This is a genomic window from Streptomyces rectiverticillatus (assembly GCF_013394065.1).
GTDB classification, from domain to species: domain Bacteria; phylum Actinomycetota; class Actinomycetes; order Streptomycetales; family Streptomycetaceae; genus Streptomyces; species Streptomyces rectiverticillatus.
Genome location: NZ_CP040752.1, coordinates 4,345,457 through 4,364,436 on the forward strand (window position 1 = coordinate 4,345,457; position 18,980 = coordinate 4,364,436).

An 18,980-nucleotide genomic window follows, 5' to 3' on the forward strand; every position below is an offset into this window, starting at 1 on the left:
AAGGCCCTTGCGTACACCGCGGCTTACCAGGGGTCCTCTCCGGGTTCGGGTGGGCGCATGTGGTGCCGTTCCTCGGCTTCGGCGGCCGCCCGGGTTTCGGCGGGGGCGGCACCGGCGGTGACGGCGGTCGCTTCGATGCCGCCCAGAGGGCTCGCATGTTTGGGGGCCCGGGCGGTGACCAGGAACCAGCCGGTGACGCCGGCGAGGAGCATGATGCCCGAGCCCCAGGCGATGGCGACCTGGAAGCCGTGGACGATTCCGGTCTTCACGACGCCGGCCCGGACGGCGGGGGTGAGGACTCCGCCGGCGGCTGCCGTCTTCAGGTGCGTGGTGATGTAGCCGGTGCCGGCGGACGTGGCGATGGTGTTGAGGAGGGCGGTGCCGATGGAGCCGCCCACCTGCTGAGCGGTGTTGACCGTGGCGGAGGTGACGCCGGCGTCGTGCGCGGCGACTCCGGCGGTGGCCGTGGCCATGACGGGCATGAAGACCAGGCCCATGCCGAGGCCGACGAGGAGCTCGGCGGGCAGGACGTGGCTGACGTACGCGGGCTCGACGGGCAGGAAGGTCAGCAGGAACAGCCCGCCGGCGGCGAGGAGCGTGCCGGGCACCATCAGGGTGCGCGGGGGCACGTGGGTCATGAGGCGGGCGGAGATCTGGGTGGAGCCGAGGATGATGGCCGCGGTCAGCGGGAGGAAGGCCGAGCCGGTCCGCACGGGGGAGTAGCCGAGGACGACCTGCAGGTAGTAGGTCATGAACAGGAACATGCCGAACATGGCGATGACGGCCAGGCCCATCACCAGGAAGGCCCCGGCGCGGTTGCGGTCGCGGACGACGTGCAGGGGGAGCAGCGGGTGCCGGGTGCGGCCCTGCCACCACGTGAAGGCGCCCAGGAGCGCCGCGCCGCCGCACAGCAGCCCGAGGACGAGCGGGTCGTTCCAGCCGCGCGGCTGGGCCTCGCTGCAGCCGTAGACGACGGCGACGAGGCCGCCGCAGCCCAGGACGACCCCGGGGATGTCCAGGCGGGGGCGCTCCCCGCGGCGGCGCCGGTCGTCGTGGAGGAAGGCCAGGGCGCCGAGCAGGGCGATCAGGGCGATGGGCACGTTCACGTAGAGGCACCAGCGCCAGTCGAGGTATTCGGTCAGCAGGCCGCCGGCGATGAGGCCGATCGCGGCGCCGCCGCCGGCGATGGCGCCGTAGACACCGAAGGCCTTCGCGCGTTCCTTGCCGTCGGTGAAGGTGGTGGTGAGCAGGGAGAGCGCGGAGGGGGCCAGGAGCGCGCCGAAGGCGCCCTGGAGGGCGCGGGCGACGAACAGCAGGCCGGAGGTGTGGGCGGCGCCGCCGAGGGCGGACGCTGCGGCGAAGCCGACGAGGCCGGTCATGAAGGTCAGCTTGCGGCCGACGAGGTCGGCGACGCGGCCGCCGAGCAGGAGGAGTCCGCCGAAGGCCAGGGTGTAGGCGGTGATCACCCATTGCCGGTTGCCGTCCGACATGTGGAGGTCGCGCTGTGCGGACGGCAGGGCGATGTTCACGATGGTGGCGTCGAGGACGACCATCAGCTGCGCGACGGCGATGACGACCAGGCCCCACCAGCGGCGGGGGTCGGGTGCGGATCCGGATGCGGAGGTGGATGCGGAGGTGGCGGTGGCGGGGGTTCCGGGGGGTATGGGGCCCTCATTCGTGGAACTCATGGGACCTGCTCTCGCGGCCGTGGCGTGCGCGGTGCGCGTGCTGCGCGCGGGGTGCACGTAGTGCGCGCGTAGTGCGCGCGTAGTGCGTGTGGCGCGCAGAATCCGCCATCCAGCGTAGGCCTGCCGGGTGACGGGCGCCTGTCGGGACGGGGCCGTCCCCCCGGCCTCCGCCGCCCCGCCACCCCTCGTCCCTACGGCACGAGTCGTCCCCTACGGGCCCGGGACGGGGTCCTCGGTGCGCTCGTAGGTGAGTTTTCAACCTCAGGCATGGTTGAGGTCAAGGCTGGGTGCGGGCGCCGTCGGGGGCGTTGTCAGTGGCGTGTGTCACGGTGGTCGGCATGACGAAGCACGGCAGGAAGCGGACCGCTGCGAAGCGCCCCGCGGTAAGGGTCCCGGAGGTGCGGCTGCCCGAGCTGCGGCCGTACGACGGCGCGGAGCTGGAGCCCGAAGGGGATTACGACGGCCTCGCGTTCACGGATGCCGACTTCGCGGGGCAGTCGGGGATAGGCGCCCGCTTCCTGGACTGCGGCCTGTACGCCTGCGTGCTGGACGAGACGGAGCTGGTCGCCGCGCGCTTTACGGACTGCGTGCTGGACGGGATCCGCGGCGTGGGCACCAACCTGTCGAAGGCGGGCCTGCGGGACGTGGAGATCCGGGACGCCCGGCTCGGCGGGGCCCAGCTGCACGGCGCGGCGCTGGAGCGGGTCGTCGTCCGCGGCGGAAAGATCGACTATCTGAATCTGCGCGGGGCGGAGCTGAAGGACGTCACCTTCGAAGGCGTCGTCCTCTCCGAGGTCGACTTCGGCGGGGCCCGGCTGGGGCGCGTCGCCTTCCACGGCTGTGCGCTGCGCCGTGCCGACTTCTCAGGGGCCCGGATGGCGGACGTGGATCTGCGGGCGGCGGCGGAGATCGACATCGCCCGCGGTATCGAGCACCTGTCGGGAGCGGTGATCAGCCCGTCCCAACTCCTGGATCTTGCTCCGGCTTTCGCGGCCCGGATGGGCGTACGGGTGGAGGCTGCGGAGGGATGAAGCCGTGGCCGGCCGGCTACACGCGCGGGAAGCGGCTCTGCAGGTCCCAGATCGCCGGGTTGTCGGCGAGGCCCTCGTGCATGTCGCACAGGTCCGCGATCAGGTCGTGCAGGAAGTCGCGGGCCTCGCGGCGCAGGGCGCGGTGGTCGAAGGTGAGCGGGGGCTCGTCGGCCGGCATCCAGTCGGCGGAGACCTCGACCCAGCCGAAGCGCCGCTCGAAGAGCATGCAGTCGGTGGATTCGGTGAAGTCCAGCTCGGCGAACTGGGTGGTCGCCGAGCGCCTGCCCCGCGGGTCGCGGTCGATCTGCTCCATGATGTCGCACAGCGCCCACGCGAAGTCGAGCACCGGCACCCATCCCCAGGCTGTGGACAGCTCGCGGTCCTTCTTCACGTCCGCGATGTAGACGTCCCCGCAGAACAGGTCGTGCCGGAGGGCGCGCACGTCTGCCGTGCGGTAGTCCGTCTGCGGAGGGTCGGGGAAGCGGCGCGAGAGCGAGTAGCCGAGGTCGATCACGCTTCGATGGTGTCACGGCCGCGGGGCGGATGCGTAAACGCGTGCGAGGGGACGCGGCGAGCCCGGGTGCCCCGCGTCGGCGGCGGGGCACCCGGGCTCGGGGCCTTACTTCACGTTACTTCACGTTACTTCACGTTGATCGCGGTCCAGGCGGCGGCGACCGCCTTGTACTCCGCGCTGGAGGAGCCGTAGAGGTCCGCGGTGGCCTTCAGGGTGCCGGTGCGGGCCGCCTTGTAGTTGGTGGTCGAGGTGAAGTACGTGGTCAGGGCCTTGTACCAGATCTTGGTGGCCTTGTCCCGGCCGATGCCCGCAACCTTGGAGTTGTTGTAGGTCGGGCTGTTGTACGTCACGCCGTTGATCGTCTTCGAGCCGCTGCCCTCGGACAGCAGGTAGAAGAAGTGGTTGGCCGGGCCCGAGGAGTAGTGGACGTCCAGGCGGCCGAGCGAGGAGGACCAGTAGTCCTTGGACGCGCCGTCTTTGCTGGGCTTGTCCATGTAGCGCAGCGGGGAGCCGTCGCCACGGATGTTGATGGCCTCGCCGATGAGGTAGTCGCCCTTGTCGGTGGCGTTGTTGGCGTAGAACTCGGCGGCGGTGCCGAAGATGTCCGAGGTGGCCTCGTTGAGGCCGCCGGACTCGCCGCTGTAGACCAGGCCGGCCGTGGCGGAGGTGACGCCGTGGCTCATCTCGTGCGCGGCCACGTCGAGCGAGGTCAGCGGGTTCTTGTTGCCCTCACCGTCGCCGTAGGTCATGCAGAAGCAGTCGTCGTCCCAGAAGGCGTTGACGTAGTTGTCGCCGTAGTGGACGCGCGAGTAGGCGGCGACGCCGTCGTTCTTGATGCCGCTGCGGCCGAGCACGTTCTTGTAGAAGTCCCAGGTCACGGCCGCGCCGTAGTGCGCGTCGACGGCCGCCTTCTGGTCCCCGGCGCCCCAGCTGTCGGTGGAGTTGGTGAACAGGTCGCCGGTGCCGTCGGTGCCCTGGGCCAGGTTGTAGGTCTTGTGGCCGCCGCGCTCGCCGTCGACCAGCTGGTAGCCCGAGCCGCCCTTGGTGGTGGTCAGCGGGACGGTGCCGCTGTAGGTGCTGGTGCCCGAGCCGGTCTCGATGGCCTCGCGCTGGAAGAGCTTCTTGCCGGTGTTGGCGTCGGTGATCACGTGCAGCTTGCTGGGCGTGCCGTCCTTCTGGACGCCGGTGACCACGGTCTCGTAGGCCAGGACGGGCTTGCCGGAGGCCGCCCAGACGACCTTGCGCGGCGCCCGCTCGGCACCGGCCTTGTCGGTCTTCTCCTCCGCGGCGGCGCTGAGGGCGCTCTTCTTCGCGGCGGCCGGGGCCTGGGCGGGGGTGGTGCTGGGCACGGATATCTCGGCGTCGGTCGCCTTGTCGACGCTGCGCGAGCCGCTCTTCGCCTCGTGCACGACGAGGTCGCCGCCGAGCACCGGCAGACCGTCGAAGGTGCGCTCGTAGCGGGTGTGGACCGTGCCGTTCGCGTCCTTGATCACGTCACGGACGACGAGCTTCTCCTTGCCGCCGAGGCCGATCTTCGCGGCGGTGGAGGGGGCCGCGGACTGTGCGTCCTTGATCGCGGCGACCCGCTGCCCTGCGGACACGGCGAGGGGCGAAGCCTCGCTCGCCTTGTCGGCGGTGGCGCTCGCGGAGCCGGTCTGCACGGCCACGACGACCATGGCGGCGGAGGCGACGAGCGCGGCGGCGCGCAGGGTGTTCTTGCGGGAGGTGGAGGTGACGCTTCTCAACTCTGTCTCCTATGTGCGGGCCGTGAAGTCACGTCCCTTTGAGGGGGGTTCAGGCAGCACGGATTACGGCTGCCCGGTGGTGCAGGAGTGGTGCATGAGTGGATTGAGGAGAGAGTGCCATCCTCTGAGCGACATTGACAGGGGCGCAACAAGGATTTGATCTGTCGTTCTCCGAAAGGCGGTTGTTCTGTTCCGCTATGCGGTGAACTGCGCAGGGCTGGTCCGGACTTGAAACCGGTCGCATCTCAGTGCGAGGACAGTGATTGCATGCGATCGGATGAGATTGCATGCAATCCGCCGGGGCTGAGGCGGTGGTACCGCTTCCGCTACGAGGCCGGCGCGGTCAGGCTAGGGCCGCCGGCATCAAGGCGGTGTGAAGTCACGGCAAAAGACGCTGTTCTTTCGCCACGGCGACGGCGCCGGACCGGGTGTCCACACCCAACTTGTCGTAGATCCGCCCCAGATGAGTCTTCACGGTCGCCTCGCTGATGAACAGGGCGCGTGCGATCTCCCGGTTGCCCAGCCCGCGGGCGAGCTGCCCCAGGATGTCCCGCTCGCGGTCGGTGAGCGCCGGCCGCACCGAGCCGCGCATCCGCGCCATGACGCGGCCCGCGACGGGCGGCGACAGCGCCGTACGGCCTTCGGCGGCCGCCCTGATGGCCGAGAACAGCTCCTCCGGACGCTCGGCCTTCAGCAGGTACCCCGTCGCTCCGGCGTCGATGGCCCGGGTGATGTCGGCGTCCGTGTCATAAGTGGTGAGGACGAGGACGTACGGGCCGCCGCCGGAACCGGAACCGGAATCGCTGCCGGAACCGCCGCCGGAACCGGAACCGGAGCCGCCCCCCGCACCGGCACCGGCAGCGGCGTCGGCCACGATGCGCCGCGTGGCCTCGATCCCGTCCATGCCGGGCCCCAGCTGAAGGTCCATCAGGACGACGTCGGGCCGCAGCCGGGCGGCCAGCACGACCGCCTCCTCACCGCCGCCCGCCTCGCCGACGACCTCGATGCCGGGCGCGCTGGAGAGCAGGGCGAGCAGCCCGGCCCGTACGACGGCGTGGTCGTCGCAGAGCAGGATGCGGATGGGCCGGCCGGGCCGGCCGGGGTCGCGGGGGTCGGGGTCGACGGGGCCGGGGTCGGTCACTGAGGCTCCAGGGGGATGCAGGCGGAGACGACGGTGCCCTCGCCGGGCGCCGACTCGATGGTCAGGGAGCCGCCGAGCTGCCGCACCCGGGCCCGCATCGCGGGCAGCCCGTGGCCGCGCCCGCCGGCCGGCCCGGGCGGCGCACCCGGCGCGAACCCCCGGCCGTCGTCCGCGACGTCGAGGACGACCTGGTCGCCCAGGTAGCTCAGGGTGAGCGCGGCCGTGGCGGCACCGGCGTGCTCGCGCACGTTCGCCAGGGCGCCCTGGGCGATGCGGAGCAGCGCGGCCCGCACGCCGTCCGGCAGCGGAACCGGCACGCCGTCGACGTGGAAGAGCACCGGGGCCCCGGTCCCCTCCGCCGTTCCGGAGGCCGCCAGCGCCCGCAGCGCGTCCTCCAGCCGCGCCCCGCCGTCGAACTGCGGCGGCGCCAGGTCGTCGACGAACCGCCGGGTTTCGGCCAGGCCGCGGGCCGCGACGTCCGCGGCGGTCCGTACGTGCCGGCGCGCCGCCTGCGGGTCCGACTCCCAGGTGCGGTCCGCGGCCTGCAGCAGCATCCGCTGACTGGACAGGCCCTGGGCCAGGGTGTCGTGGATCTCCATCGACAGCCGCTGCCGCTCGGCGAGGGCGCCCTCGCGCCGCTCGGTGGCCGCCAGTTCGCGGCGCGTACGGACCAGGTCCTCGATCAGGGCGCGCTGCCGGTCCGTCTGCCGCTGCGTGTGGACGAAGACCGCCGTGGCGACGGCGGCCACGGCGGGCGGGGCGAGCACGAGGGTGGGGTCGAAGCCGTGGGAGAGCCGGAGCTGTGCCACGACGACCAGGCCGGTGAGGAAGGTGACCAGGAGGAGGGCGGCGCGCGTGGGGAGCGTGCGCAGGCCCGTATAGAGCAGGGGGACGGAACACCACGCGAAGCTCGGCGCGAGGACGACGAGCACGACCCACGTCGCGACGACGGCGGCCAGCCAGAGGAGCTGCCGCGGCGGACGGGTCGCGAGGACCGGGCTCAGGGCGCGCGGCAGGGCGTAGGGCAGCACGTAGAGCAGGGCGAGCAGCACGCTGAGGGCGACGATCCACGGCGTGCGGGGCTCGCCGGGGTGCCGGATCAGGAAGCGGGCGAAGGAGGCGGAGAGGAGCAGGAAGAAGGCGGCGTGCATGACGAGGGCGAGGCGGCGGGCGCCGGGTTCGTCATCGTCAGTAAAGGTCACTCCCTGTTCCTAACCGGTGCGGAGGGCCGCCGCATCAGCCGATCGGTTGACCCGGCGGGCAGCCGGGACGCCGATGTCCGCGGCGCGGACGGCCCGAAGGATGGAGAGCGCAAGGAAACCAAGGAGGCCACGGGCAAACCACTGGCCTGTTGAGGAGCCGAAAATGAACTCTGCGAAGTCTGCGAAGCCCGCGAAGTCTGCGAAGTACGCGCTCGGGAAGCTCTCCGTCCGGAGCCGTGTGCTCGTGGGTGCGGCCGGGGCCGCCGTCGTCGCGGCCGGTACGTTCGGAGCGGTCACGGCGACGGCCTCGCCCGCGGCGGAGCGCCGGGCTCCGGTGTCCGTGGCCGGCAACGGCGTGACCGAGTCGTCGCACCTGTCGGTGGACGCCGCCACGCGCGCCGCCCAGGCCGCGCTGGCCGCCGCGAAGAAGGAGGGCCAGAAGGTGTCCGTCGCGGTCGTCGACCGCAACGGCAACACGCTGGTGACGCTGCGCGGCGACGGCGCGGGCCCGCAGTCCTACGAGTCGGCCGTACGGAAGGGCTTCACGGCCGTCTCCTGGAACGCCCCCACCTCGGAGCTCGTCAAGCGCCTCCAGAGCGCCCCGAACCTCAAGGACATCCCCGGCACCCTGTTCCTGCCGGGCGGCACGCCGGTCCAGGTCAAGGGCGCGCCGGTCGCCGGCATCGGCGTCGCGGGCGCGCCGAGCGGCGACCTCGACGAGAAGTTCGCGAACGCGGGCGCGGCGGCGCTGGGCTAGCCTGCGAAACCTCGGCTCACGAGGGGTGGGGCCGAATGGGGGAGGGGCGCGTGGGACACGTAGGACGCATGGACCGGATCGGATCCATGGGACACCTGCGGATCGTCACGATGGCGGAGCCGGAGCTCCCGCCGGAGCTGCGTACGCAGATCGAGGCGCTGCAGGAACAGGCCTGGCCCGGCGGCGGCCCCCACGACCCGGCCCTGCGCCCCGTGGCCGTACTGCTCCTCGCCCCGGACGGTGGCGTACGCGCCGCGCTGGACATCCTGTCCAAGGAGATCATCCACGAGGGCCGGAGCTACCGGGCCTCGGGCCTGAGCGCGGTCGTCACGGACGCGGCACACCGCGGCAAGCGATACGGGCGGCGGCTGGTGGCCGCCGCCCGCGAGCTGATCGCCGACGGCGGCGCCGTGGACGTGGGACTGTTCACGTGCGACAGCCCCCTGCAGGGCTTCTACGAGAGCGCCGGCTGGACCGCCCTGCCCGGCACCGTCCTGATCGGCGGCACGCCGCAGGACCCGTTCCCCAGCGATCAGCCGGGCTTCGACAAGGTCACCATGGCCGCGTTCTTCACGGCACGGGCGCAGCGTGATGCGGCCGCCTTCGAGAGGAGCCGCATCGGGCTCTACCCGGGCGACGTCGACCGGCTGTGGTGACCGGATCAGTGATCCGGATTACGGGGCCGGCGGGCGCTCGTCCCCAGGTCGCCGCTCGTCACCGGGCCGCCGCTCCTGTGTCCCCAGCTGCTCGTTGAGCTTCTGCTGGGCGGTGTCGACCTGGCTCTGGTACTTGTTCTGGGTCTTGGCGTCGAACGCGTCGCCCGCCTTCTCGACACCCTGCCGAGCGGTGTCCTCGTGGCCCTTGAGCAGACCCTTGAGCTTGTCGAGCATGGACATGGCCGTCCTCCTCACGGAACGCTGACGCAACCAGCATCTCCGCAATTCACCCGGCCCGCATCCTCGCCGCGCCCCGCGCCGGGCGGCGCGCAGGGGCCACCGGACGGCGCACGGGTCCGCGGTCCGCCGGACCGGGTGGAGGGGCCGCGCGCCGCCCGGCGGAGCCGGTCCGGACTCAACCGGTGCTCGTGTACCCGCAGCTCCAGCACTTGTACACGCCGTTGCCCATCTGCTGCATCATGTTCTGGCAGTTGGGGCAGGCCAGCGCCAGGTGCTTCAGGGGGCCGCGGCGCCCAGCCCCTTGGGGCACGCGGGGCAGACCCCTCGCACGATCGCCGGCGACGTGGCGTCCCCGGGGTTCTCCGCCACGACGATCACCCGCAGCGGCCGCCCGCACTCCGGGCACAGCTCGGGCTCGCGGTCCCGGTCGCCGATCACTGCGGCGAGAATGCGTTCGAGTGAGTCGCCGTCGTCCATGGTGCGTGTGTCCTGTCTCCACGGGTGCCCCTCCTTGGGTAACTACGTACCCGCCCCGGTGAACCCCAACTCCGCTGCTCAGTCCCTGGTTACGGAGCGTGCGCAACCGGTCGGCTGTGTGGTATGGCGGGCCGCTTCCCCTTGGTTCTACCCAGGTTGAGGCCCCTGTCAGCCGCCCGTCCGGTGCGCGGCCCGCCAGTGTCGCCGCAGAAGGACGAGCGCGTCCACGGCGGCGGAACGGTCGCCTCGGAGCTCGGCTTGGTGCCGCTCCTGGTTGAGCCGCGCACAGTGATCGCACGCGCCCGTCAGGTCCGTCGTTTCGCGGGGCGCGGCCGTGTTCATTTCCGTCACTGCGGGTGCCTCTCGTGTCGCCTCTTACTGAGGGTGTGCTCAGCGTCGCGCGGCGGGGCTAGGCTCAGAAGGGGGTGACGCCCTACAACGCATAGGTAGGACAAGGGAGTTAACCTGTGGCCAGGGGTGAGGGTGCGGCGCGGTACGGCGGGCAGTCGAAGTTCGGTTGGGGCTTCTTCGGGACCGAGCTGAAGCGGCGGCGCGAGGCGGCCGGAATGACGCAGCAGGAGCTGGGCAGGCGGGTGTTCTGCTCGGGCGCGTACATCGGCCAGTTCGAGACGGGAATCCGCAAGCCGCAGCCGGACATTGCGGCGCGGATTGATGCGGAGCTGGGGACGGATGGGCTCTTCCGGCGCATGTGCGAGGAGCTGATCAGTAGTTCGCCATATGCCAACTTCTTTGCGGAGGCCGCCTACCTGGAGGGGCTGGCGACCAGCATCTTGCACTACGAAGCGATGTTCGTTCCCGGGCTGATGCAGACAGCGGCTTACGCCCGTGCGGTATTCCTGGGCAGCTTCCCTCTCGTGCCGGAAGAGAAGATCGAATCCTGGGTCGCTGCCCGGATGAGCCGACAGCGCATCGTCGAACACCCGACAAGCCCCTTGCTGTGGGTGGTCCTGGACGAGAGTGTCATCCGTCGAATGATCGGTGGCGCCGCGGTGATGCACGAACAGCTCGGCCACGCGGCCGCACTCGCGCGACGAAGGCGGGCCATCGTGCAAGTGCTGCCATACGCCGCGGGTGCCTCGGCTCTGAGCTCAATGCTTACCCTCATGACCTTCGAAGACGCGCCGCCGGTGGCGTACAACGAAGGTCCCACGAATGGCTGCTTGCTGGACGATCCGGCCGCAGTGGCCCGGTGCGAGCTCCTCTACGATCAAGTCAGGGCTGCTGCACTGTCGCCGGAAGCGTCCCTCTCTCTGATCGAATCCGTGATGGAGGAACTTGCAGATGCGCAGTAACCACGACCTCGGACGGGCAGTCTGGCGAAAGAGCAGCTACAGCAATGGGGGGGACGGTACCGGCGGAGGCAGCTGCCTCGAAGTCTCCGACGACACCCCCGGCATAGTCCCGGTCCGGGACTCCAAAACTCCCAACGGTCCGGTGGTCGCCTTCGAGGCCGCCGCCTGGAGCGCATTCATCAACCGCCTGAAGGCGTAGTCCCGGGCGCGGGCCGTACCCGGATCCCGTTCCGCTCGAACAACGCGGCTGTGACGCCGTCGCCCGGCACCAAAGCCCCGGTGAAAGAGCCGTCGTACACCGCCCCCCGCCCGCATGACGGGCTGCGCGGCATCAGCAGGGCCTCCGTGCAGCCCGCGTGCTGGGCGGCCGCGAGTGCGCGCCGTGCTCCGTCCACGAACTCCGCGGTCACGTCACGCCCGGTGTCCTCGACGACCCGCGCCGCCCCGTCGAGGACGTCGTGCCCGTCGCCGCCCACGAGTTCCGCGGGCGGCCGCGGGGTCGCGAGCCCGCCCGCGACCTCAGGGCAGAAGGAGACCACTCGGCGGTCGGCCAGGGCCTCCTCCACCTCCGGCGACGCCTTGTGGCGCCCGTCAAAACGGCACGGCACCCCGCGCAGGCATGCGCTGACCAGGATTGCTTCCACTCCGGCAGCGTAGGCGCGGGTCAGAACAGGCTGGCAGCGGGGGGAGGGGTGGGGGGCGGGGGTTCGGTGGGCGAGCTGTGCGGCCGGTGGGCGGTTGGCCGCCGTACTCGCGCCGTCATGGATGCACGCGCGTAAGGAGACCGGTCCCTCCGTCCGTGGCTGAGGGGGAGCTGGCAGCTGCCGCGATGTGTCTGGGCCCGGTGGGGGCGCTTCGCTCAGCTCGCGTACGTGGTGGTTGCTCGTCCGGCTGCAGATTAGTGGGGGTGGCGGCCGTTTGTGGACAGAAATCAACCGGCCTGGCCGGTAGCAGCGGGCGGATAAGTGGCCCGGGATGGCGCCCGCGCGCCTCAGCAGCCCACCAGAGCCCAGTTGCCTCACCCGCCTCGGCCCGGGGCCGTAGCTCGGCGGGTAAGTGGCCTGGGTTGGCAGCCGAACGCCTCAGTAGTCCCGGCAGGGACCTGCCGTCTCAGGAGCGTTCACTGGTCCGCTGCCACGGCGGATAAGACGCCGTTGGTGTCCACACTGCTCACGGTTTGTGAGCGCTGCCCCCTATGAGTGTCAGTGGCGTGCGGCAGCCTCGCAGGCATGAGCTACGACCTTGCTGTCTGGGAGGGGCGTCGTCCCGCAGATGACACCGCGGCTGGGGAGATGTTCCACGACCTGTGCAACCGCTACATGCACACCGGTGTGAAGCATCCCCCGACCGATCGCATAGCCGAGTACGTGGCCGTGCTTCTGGAGCGGTGGCCTGACCTCGCAGAGGACGAGGACGATGTCTCTCCGTGGTCCACCGGGCCGCTGATCGGTGAGGCCGAGGGTCCGCTGATCTACTTCCCGATGCGCTACAGCATGGCCGATGAGGCATCGGCTTACGTGGCGCAAGTCGCCTCGTCGATGGGCCTTGTCTGCTACGACCCTCAGGTGCAGCAGCTCAGGTCATGAGCCGGCCTAGTCTGCGATAGACGCCACCCCCCGCCGGAACGAAACGGCGGATAAGTGGCCCGGGGTGGTGGCTGAGTGCCTCAGCTGTCACGGCAGGCGGCTCCTTTCACAAGTACCCCCACTCAGGGGACAGCCGCCCGCCCGGCCACGACGGTGGCGCGCTGAGCGAAGCGCCCACGACGGGCTGCACCACATCGCGGCAGCAGCCAGCTCCCCCTCAGCCAGAGACGGACGGACCGGTCTCCTCACGCAGCCGCATCCGTGACGGCGCGAGTACGGCGGCCAACCGCCCACCGGCCGCACAGCCAAACCACCAAACCCCCGCCCCCCACCCCTCCCCCTGCTGCCAGCCTGTTCTGACCCCAGCCCCCACTCACGCCGCAGCCGCCGTACCTCCGCTGACGGGAATCGGCCGGTGGGCGCCGGTCCCCGGAGTGTTCGCCTTGTTACGGCACTAGCCACCCGACCCGGTCCGCGCCATCCTCAGGCAGGTACTGCGGCCGGTGCGCCTCCCGCGCCCGGTGTGGATCCGGTGCTTCTTCATCGAGGAGGTTCGTTCATGGCTTCGTTCATGGAAACGGGACTGTTTCGAAGACTCGGCGCTCTGGCGGCGGCGGGGCTGTCCGCGCTGGCCCTCACCGTCGTCACTACGAGCACGCCTGCCGGCGCGGTCGGGAACACCACCGATGTGTTGTGGCACAACACGACCACCGGTGAGGTGGGGACCTGGTTGCTCGACAGCAACCGCAATGTGATCGGGAATCCGCCCTTGTCGTGGCGGTGCGGCCCCGAGTGCAATCGGGATTGGAAGCTTTCCGGCACTGGGGATTTCAACAGTGACGGTAAGACGGACCTGCTGTGGCACAACACCACCACTGGCGAGGTGGGGACCTGGTTGCTCGACGGCAACCGTAACGTGATCGCCAACCCGCCCTTGTCGTGGCGGTGCGGCCCCGAGTGCAATCGGGATTGGAAGCTTTCCGGCACTGGGGATTTCAACAGTGACGGTAAGACGGACCTCCTGTGGCACAACACCACCACTGGCGAGGTGGGGACCTGGTTGCTCGACGGCAACCGCAATGTGACCGCCAACCCGCCCCTGTCGTGGCGGTGCGGCCCCGACTGCAACCGGGACTGGAAACTGGCCGGTACCGGGGATTTCAACAGTGACGGTAAGACCGATCTGCTGTGGCACAACACCACCACCGGCGAGGTCGGTACCTGGTTGCTCGACGGCAACCGTAACGTGATCGCCAACCCGCCCCTGTCGTGGCGGTGCGGCCCTGACTGCAATCGGGATTGGAAGCTTTCCGGCACTGGGGATTTCAACAGTGACGGTAAGACGGACCTCCTGTGGCACAACACCACCACCGGCGAGGTCGGTACCTGGTTGCTCGACGGCAACCGTAACGTGACCGCCAACCCGCCCCTGTCATGGCGGTGCGGCCCCGACTGCAACCGGGACTGGAAACTGGCCGGGACCGGGCGCTTCGGCTGAGTCGGCCACACCGGCTACACCGGCCACGCCGCCCGCAAGCCGGTCGGCCCGGGCGGCCGGGGCCACCCCGTACCACGGGGTGGCCCCTCGCCGCGACGGCGAAACTCAGACGTTGACGCCGAAGTCCTGCGCGATGCCCTGCAGGCCCGAGGCGTAGCCCTGGCCGACCGCGCGGAACTTCCACTCCGAGCCGTTGCGGTAGAGCTCGCCGAAGACCATGGCGGTCTCGGTGGCGGCGTCCTCGCTCAGGTCGTAGCGGGCAAGCTCGGTGCCGCCGGCCTGGTTGACGATGCGGATGTAGGCGTTGCGGACCTGGCCGAAGTTCTGGCTGCGGGCCACCGCGTCGTAGATGGAGACCGGGAAGACGATCTTGTCGACGTCGGCCGGGAGGGCGGCCAGGTTGACGTTGATCTGCTCGTCGTCGCCCTCGCCGGCGCCCGTGACGTTGTCACCGGTGTGGACGATCGACTGGTCCGGCGTGGACTTGTTGTTGAAGAAGACGAAGTGGGCGTCGGAGTAGACCTTGCCCGTGGGGTTCACGGCGATCGCGCTCGCGTCGAGGTCGAAGTCCGTGCCGGTGGTGGTGCGGACGTCCCAGCCGAGGCCGACCGTGACGGCCGTCAGGCCCGGGGCCTCCTTGGTGAGGGAGACGTTGCCGCCCTTGGACAGGCTTACAGCCATGGGAATTGTCCCTTTCTGGTCAAGTCTGCGTCGGTTCTGCAGCGCACCGCGGCCCGCGGGTCACCGTCACCCTTGTTAACGTCCTCGGGGGACCCCAGGGTTCCACCCGCTTTTACTTTCTTTGCCAATCCCTGATGTCCGCGCGTGTCGAGGGCGGCGCAAAACGAGGTGACGCCCACCTCTGCCACGCGGGATCATGGGGGCATGTCCGGCCCCTACGTCATCCGCGGCTCGGTCTCCCTGCCGGAGGCCGAGCTTCAGTGGCGTTTCTCCCGTTCCTCCGGCCCCGGCGGCCAGCACGTCAACACCAGCGACAGCCAGGTCGAGCTGCGGTTCGACCTCGCCCGCACGGAAGCGCTGCCCGAGGTCTGGAAGGAACGCGCGCTGGCCAAGCTCGCCGGCCGGCTCGTCGGCGGCGTCGTGGTCGTGCGCGCCTCGGAGCACCGCTCGCAGTGGCGCAACCGCGAGACCGCCGCTGTCCGGCTCGCCTCCCTGCTCGCCGAGGCGAGCGCCCCGCCGCCCCGGCCGCGGCGCGCCACGAAGATCCCGCGCGGCATCAATGAGCGGCGGCTGCGGCAGAAGAAGCAGCGCGCCGAGACCAAGCGCGGGCGCACCGGCAAGGACTGGACCTAGGGCCGCCTGGGCACAGGGTCGCCCGCCTCACCCCAGCTGCCGGTACTTCCCCTTGAAGTACATGAGCGGCCCGCTCTCCATCGTCGGCGCCGTCGCCGTGAGCACCCTGCCGATCACCAGCGTGTGGTCCCCGGCCGTCACCCGCTGCTCCGTCCGGCACTCCAGCGTCGACAGCGCGCCCCGTACGAGCGGCGCGCCGGTCGCCGTCCCGGACGCGTAGGGGATGTCCTCGAAGAGCAGCCGGTCGCTGATCCGTCCCTTCATCGCGAAGCGTCCGGCGATGTGCCGCTGGCTCTCGGAGAGGACGGACACCGCCCACAGCGGCTGCCGCTCCAGGAGGTCGTCCATACGGGAATCGTTGCGAACGCTCACCATGACGAGGGGCGGCTCGAGCGAGACGGACAGGAAAGCGGTCGCCGTCATTCCGACGTCCTCGCCGCGTGGACCGTGCTCCGGGTCGTGCGCGGTCACCAGCACCACGCCGGCGGCGAGGCGGGCGAGGGCGGCACGGAACTCATCGGCGCTCACCCCTTCAGAATGGGCTATGGCGGTCTCGTAGGGCGGGGTCGTCTGCAACACGCTGTGCACGCTAGCCCGCCCGTAGCGCCCTCGCATCGGGCTGCAGGACCAGGCGGGTCCTAGGTCGGAAGGGTGCCTGAACGGTTCCGAAAGTTGTCCGCATCGGTTCGGGAAGGCGTCCGGATGAGTGTTCACACCGTTCCGGATTTGCGTTCACGAAGCATAAGAGCTTCTAACCCCGCCAGTAGCGGGACCTCATCACGCATTGTGACATGAGTCACAGAGGGCTGTAATTGTTGACCCTGTGTACCGAGTGGTCAGCTCGCTGTGATTCAGTGGCCGTGGTAAACGGACGACAAGAAGCCTGGAGTTGCTGTCGAGGTCTCGGGGGAGAGCGAAGATGGAGACCGAGTCGGAGCCGTATGTCCGCCTGGCCACCTTGCGAGGGCTGCATCAGGTGGTGGCCGACCTGAACACGGCGCGAAGTCTCGCGGACACCTTGCAGACCGTCGCGGACGGCATCGTCACCGGGCTCGGGTACGAGCTCTCCGCCGTCAATCTCGTCCGGCCCGACGGTGACCTCGTCGTCGCCGCCGTCGCCGGCAGCGCCGGCGCCGAAGCGCTGCTGGCCGGGCGGGTCGGCTCGCGCGTCTCCTGGGAGCGGCGGCTGGCCATGGCCGACCAGTGGGGCTCGCTGCGCTTCATCCCGTACACCGAGGGCTGGGTCCTCGACAACGACGACGTGCCCCAGTGGCACACCGCGGGCCCGGCGCCCCGCTTCCCGGACGAGTGGCACCCCATGGACCGCCTCTTCGCCCCCATGTACACCGCGGGCACCGCGGGCGGCGAGCTCCTCGGCGTGATCTCCGTGGACAAGCCGCGCAACGGCCGCCGGCCCGGCGCCTGGGGTCGCGAGGCGCTGCAGATGTACGCCTTCCAGGCCGCCATCGCCATCAGCAACGCCCGCCTGCGGGCCAACATGCAGCGCGCCCTCGTTCGCCTGGAGCGGGAGCAGCAGGCCCTGCGCGCCAGTGAGGAAAGCTTCCGCCAGGCCTTCGAGTACGCGCCCAGCGGCATGGCCATCGCCGAGATGGGCGGCGACCAGCACGGCCGCCTGCACCGCACCAACGACGCCCTGTGCCGCCTCCTCGGCCGCTCCGCGTCCCAGATGCGCCGCTATTCGTTCTCCGACCTCGTCCACCCCGAGGACATCGGCACGCTCCTGCGCACCTCCGCCGAGGGCGGCCGCGCCGAGCTGCGGCTCGCCCGCCGCGACGGCACTTACGTGTGGGTCTCGCTGCGCAACTCCGTCGTGGCCGATGCCGCCGACGGGCCGCGCTTCCTGCTGACCCATGTCGAGGACATCGAGGAGCGCAAGCGGCACGAGCTGCAGCTCGCCCACCGCGCCAGCCACGACTCGCTGACCGGCCTGCCCAACAGCGCCGAGCTGCGCGCCCGGCTCAGCAGCCGGCTGTGCAACCGCGCGCCCGGCAGCGAGCCCCACGCGGCCGCCGTGGCCGCGCCCTACGGCTGTCTCGACGGCTTCGCCGAGGTGGAGGGCGTGGACGGGGCGGCGGCGGCCGCGGCCGCGGGTGCGGGCGTGGGCGCCGCCGGGATGACAGGCATGGCCAGGGGCGGCGTGTACGGGTCCGGGCAGGCCGGGCCGTACGCGCACGGCTTCGGCTCCGAGCTCGGCCCCGAGCACGCGCCGGACTGCGGGCCGGACTACGCCCCCGACGAGATCGGCTGCGGCGAGCACGACGGCGCCTACCCCGGGCATGTTCACGCCATAGCCCCGCCCGAGGGCGGGGAGGACGACGGGACCAAGGGCCTGGCGGTCCTCTTCTGCGACCTCGACGGCTTCAAGGCGATCAACGACCGCTTCGGGCACCACACGGGCGACGCCGTCCTCATAGAGGTCGCCCGCCGGCTCAGCAACGGCGTCCGCGAAGGCGACACGGTCGCCCGCCTCGGCGGCGACGAATTCGTCGTCCTCGCGGACGGCCTCGCCCAGGCCGACGCGGAGGATCTCGCCGTACGGCTGCGCAGCGCCATCGTCCCGCCGATAAGGGTTGACGGCCGGGCGGTCCGGGTAGGCGCGAGTTTCGGCATCGGCTGGGCAGGCTGCGGCATGTCCGCCGACGAGGTGCTCCACTCCGCCGACCAGCGCATGTACGTCGAAAAACGGTCACGCGCCAAGGCAGGTCGGCGGGCGGGCTGAGGCCACGCACCGCGAGGTGTCGCCGCGTCGCGGTAGGCTGCGCCAACGCGGCACCGCCGCCTACCGTGAAATCGAACGCAAAGATTTGGCCAGTGGGCGATGGGCCCACAGGTTGGGAGTGACAGGGGATGACGGCCGGTAATAACGGCACGGGTACGCCGGAGAGCGACGACCCGTTCGCGCACCTGTACCGCTCGGAGGGCGGCGAGGGGCCTCACGACAACGCCCCGGCCGCGCCGCAGCCGGGCGTCCCCCGCACTTCGTACAACCAGGTACGGACGGTCGGCTCACGCCAGTACGGCCCGCGCCAGCCGCAGCCGCCGCACGCTCAGCAGCCGGCGCCGCACTATGCGGCGCCGGAGACGCTGCCGGGCGGCGTCCCGCGCCAGCCGGCGTCCCACGGTGGTCACGGCGGCCACGGCGGCGGCTCCCGCCCGAAGCGGACCGGTCTGCTGGTGGCGGCGATAGCCGTCGTCGCGGTGGTGGCGGGCGGCATCGCGGTGGCGATGCTGAACAACAGCGGCACGAGCGACGACACGAGCACTCAGGCGGCCTCAGGGGGCGACGAGAAGCCGTCGTCCGAGCCCAAGGCCAAAGACCCTGACAAGAAGAACGAGCCGAAGAACCCTTCGGCGGCCGGCCTGCAGAAGCGGGACGCGGCGAGCCTGCGGTTGCTCAACGGAGCGACGACGTCGAAGGACATCCCCAACGCCAAGTCCGACGGCGGCCTGTACATCACGAACCTGAACTCACCGGGCGCCGGCGTGGAGTGGGAGGTCGAGGTCAAGTCCGCCGGCCAGTACCGTCTGGACGTCACGTACGGCGTGCCCGGCAGGGACGGCAACCTCACCGTCGCGGCCAATGACGCGCCTGGCCGGTCGATCCGCATGGACAACTTCGGCGGCACGTCGGAGGAGGACTGGAAGAAGGGCTACGGCTGGAAGAGCACGTGGTCCCTCATAGACCTGAAGAAGGGCAAGAACAAGATCAAGCTCTCCTGTGAGTCGGGGAACAAGTGCGAGGTCTCCCTCGATCAATTGTCGGTCAGGCCGCAGTAAGGGGGCTGGTGTGTTGGCGG

General features: G+C 70.7%; 20 protein-coding genes. 10 read left to right on the forward strand and 10 right to left on the reverse strand.

Going from position 1 to position 18,980, the window contains the following annotated elements; genetic code table 11:
- Positions 1-23 precede the first annotated feature (23 nt).
- On the reverse strand, positions 24-1,688 hold the full coding sequence (locus tag FGW37_RS19000) for an MFS transporter (protein ID WP_179082139.1): 1,665 nt from the start codon (positions 1,686-1,688) through the stop codon (positions 24-26).
- 338 nt (positions 1,689-2,026) lie between these two features.
- Between FGW37_RS19000 and FGW37_RS19005 the strand changes: the two genes are divergently transcribed.
- A complete protein-coding gene (locus tag FGW37_RS19005; protein ID WP_179082140.1) occupies positions 2,027-2,719 on the forward strand; it encodes a pentapeptide repeat-containing protein in 693 nt (230 codons plus the stop codon).
- Positions 2,720-2,735: 16 nt separating this feature from the next.
- On the opposite strand, the gene FGW37_RS19010 is transcribed toward FGW37_RS19005, so the two are convergent.
- The 4 genes from FGW37_RS19010 to FGW37_RS19025 all read right to left on the reverse strand — a co-directional run bounded on the left by FGW37_RS19010 (position 2,736) and on the right by FGW37_RS19025 (position 7,270).
- Positions 2,736-3,233 (reverse strand): hypothetical protein, encoded by a 498-nt coding sequence (locus FGW37_RS19010; protein WP_179082141.1) that lies wholly within the window; start codon positions 3,231-3,233, stop codon positions 2,736-2,738.
- Between the two features lie 125 nt (positions 3,234-3,358).
- On the reverse strand, positions 3,359-4,978 hold the full coding sequence (locus FGW37_RS19015) for a M4 family metallopeptidase (RefSeq protein ID WP_246430445.1): 1,620 nt from the start codon (positions 4,976-4,978) through the stop codon (positions 3,359-3,361).
- 379 nt (positions 4,979-5,357) lie between these two features.
- Positions 5,358-6,119, reverse strand: a complete 762-nt coding sequence (locus FGW37_RS19020) for a response regulator (RefSeq protein ID WP_179082142.1) — start codon at positions 6,117-6,119, stop codon at positions 5,358-5,360.
- The gene (locus FGW37_RS19025) at positions 6,116-7,270 is read right to left on the reverse strand and encodes a sensor histidine kinase (protein WP_179084782.1); all 1,155 of its coding nucleotides are present in this window, start codon (positions 7,268-7,270) and stop codon (positions 6,116-6,118) included. The genes FGW37_RS19020 and FGW37_RS19025 overlap by 4 nt, the downstream gene beginning before the upstream one ends.
- Before the next feature lie 214 nt (positions 7,271-7,484).
- Between FGW37_RS19025 and FGW37_RS19030 the strand changes: the two genes are divergently transcribed.
- Positions 7,485-8,078: a GlcG/HbpS family heme-binding protein gene (locus FGW37_RS19030; protein WP_179082143.1), complete on the forward strand. Its 594-nt coding sequence runs from the start codon at positions 7,485-7,487 to the stop codon at positions 8,076-8,078.
- 50 nt (positions 8,079-8,128) lie between these two features.
- Positions 8,129-8,734, forward strand: coding sequence for a GNAT family N-acetyltransferase (locus tag FGW37_RS19035; protein ID WP_246430446.1), 606 nt, complete (start codon positions 8,129-8,131; stop codon positions 8,732-8,734).
- An 18-nt stretch (positions 8,735-8,752) separates the two neighbouring features.
- On the opposite strand, the gene FGW37_RS19040 is transcribed toward FGW37_RS19035, so the two are convergent.
- Positions 8,753-8,974, reverse strand: a complete 222-nt coding sequence (locus tag FGW37_RS19040) for an antitoxin (protein WP_179082144.1) — start codon at positions 8,972-8,974, stop codon at positions 8,753-8,755.
- Between the two features lie 276 nt (positions 8,975-9,250).
- Positions 9,251-9,451, reverse strand: a complete 201-nt coding sequence (locus tag FGW37_RS19045) for a hypothetical protein (protein ID WP_168095827.1) — start codon at positions 9,449-9,451, stop codon at positions 9,251-9,253.
- 467 nt (positions 9,452-9,918) lie between these two features.
- On the opposite strand from FGW37_RS19045, the gene FGW37_RS19050 reads away from it, so the two are divergent.
- The gene (locus tag FGW37_RS19050; protein ID WP_179082145.1) at positions 9,919-10,764 is read left to right on the forward strand and encodes a helix-turn-helix domain-containing protein; all 846 of its coding nucleotides are present in this window, start codon (positions 9,919-9,921) and stop codon (positions 10,762-10,764) included.
- A complete protein-coding gene (locus tag FGW37_RS19055) occupies positions 10,754-10,963 on the forward strand; it encodes a DUF397 domain-containing protein (RefSeq protein ID WP_179082146.1) in 210 nt (69 codons plus the stop codon). The genes FGW37_RS19050 and FGW37_RS19055 overlap by 11 nt, the downstream gene beginning before the upstream one ends.
- On the opposite strand, the gene FGW37_RS19060 is transcribed toward FGW37_RS19055, so the two are convergent.
- Positions 10,944-11,408 carry a 2-thiouracil desulfurase family protein gene (locus FGW37_RS19060; protein WP_179082147.1) on the reverse strand — a complete coding sequence of 155 codons (465 nt, stop codon included), beginning with the start codon at positions 11,406-11,408 and terminating at the stop codon, positions 10,944-10,946. The two genes, FGW37_RS19055 and FGW37_RS19060, sit on opposite strands and share 20 nt — an antisense overlap.
- Positions 11,409-11,993: 585 nt before the next feature.
- Between FGW37_RS19060 and FGW37_RS19065 the strand changes: the two genes are divergently transcribed.
- Both FGW37_RS19065 and FGW37_RS19070 read left to right on the forward strand, forming a co-directional pair.
- Positions 11,994-12,350, forward strand: a complete 357-nt coding sequence (locus tag FGW37_RS19065) for a hypothetical protein (protein ID WP_179082148.1) — start codon at positions 11,994-11,996, stop codon at positions 12,348-12,350.
- A gap of 559 nt (positions 12,351-12,909) precedes the next feature.
- Positions 12,910-13,848, forward strand: a complete 939-nt coding sequence (locus FGW37_RS19070; RefSeq protein ID WP_218650594.1) for an FG-GAP repeat domain-containing protein — start codon at positions 12,910-12,912, stop codon at positions 13,846-13,848.
- Between the two features lie 105 nt (positions 13,849-13,953).
- Here FGW37_RS19070 and FGW37_RS19075 read toward each other — a convergent pair whose 3' ends face one another.
- Positions 13,954-14,529 (reverse strand): TerD family protein, encoded by a 576-nt coding sequence (locus tag FGW37_RS19075; RefSeq protein ID WP_179082149.1) that lies wholly within the window; start codon positions 14,527-14,529, stop codon positions 13,954-13,956.
- Positions 14,530-14,733: 204 nt separating this feature from the next.
- Between FGW37_RS19075 and arfB the strand changes: the two genes are divergently transcribed.
- Positions 14,734-15,162, forward strand: coding sequence for an alternative ribosome rescue aminoacyl-tRNA hydrolase ArfB (gene arfB, locus FGW37_RS19080; RefSeq protein ID WP_179082150.1), 429 nt, complete (start codon positions 14,734-14,736; stop codon positions 15,160-15,162).
- A gap of 27 nt (positions 15,163-15,189) precedes the next feature.
- On the opposite strand, the gene FGW37_RS19085 is transcribed toward arfB, so the two are convergent.
- Entirely contained in the window at positions 15,190-15,741 is a 552-nt protein-coding gene (locus FGW37_RS19085) for a flavin reductase family protein (protein WP_246430447.1), read from the reverse strand.
- 340 nt (positions 15,742-16,081) lie between these two features.
- On the opposite strand from FGW37_RS19085, the gene cdgB reads away from it, so the two are divergent.
- Together cdgB and FGW37_RS19095 are read left to right on the forward strand one after the other, a co-directional pair.
- Positions 16,082-17,902, forward strand: coding sequence for a diguanylate cyclase CdgB (gene cdgB, locus FGW37_RS19090; protein ID WP_179082152.1), 1,821 nt, complete (start codon positions 16,082-16,084; stop codon positions 17,900-17,902).
- 128 nt (positions 17,903-18,030) lie between these two features.
- Entirely contained in the window at positions 18,031-18,960 is a 930-nt protein-coding gene (locus FGW37_RS19095) for a carbohydrate-binding protein (protein ID WP_179082153.1), read from the forward strand.
- Positions 18,961-18,980: the final 20 nt, after the last annotated feature.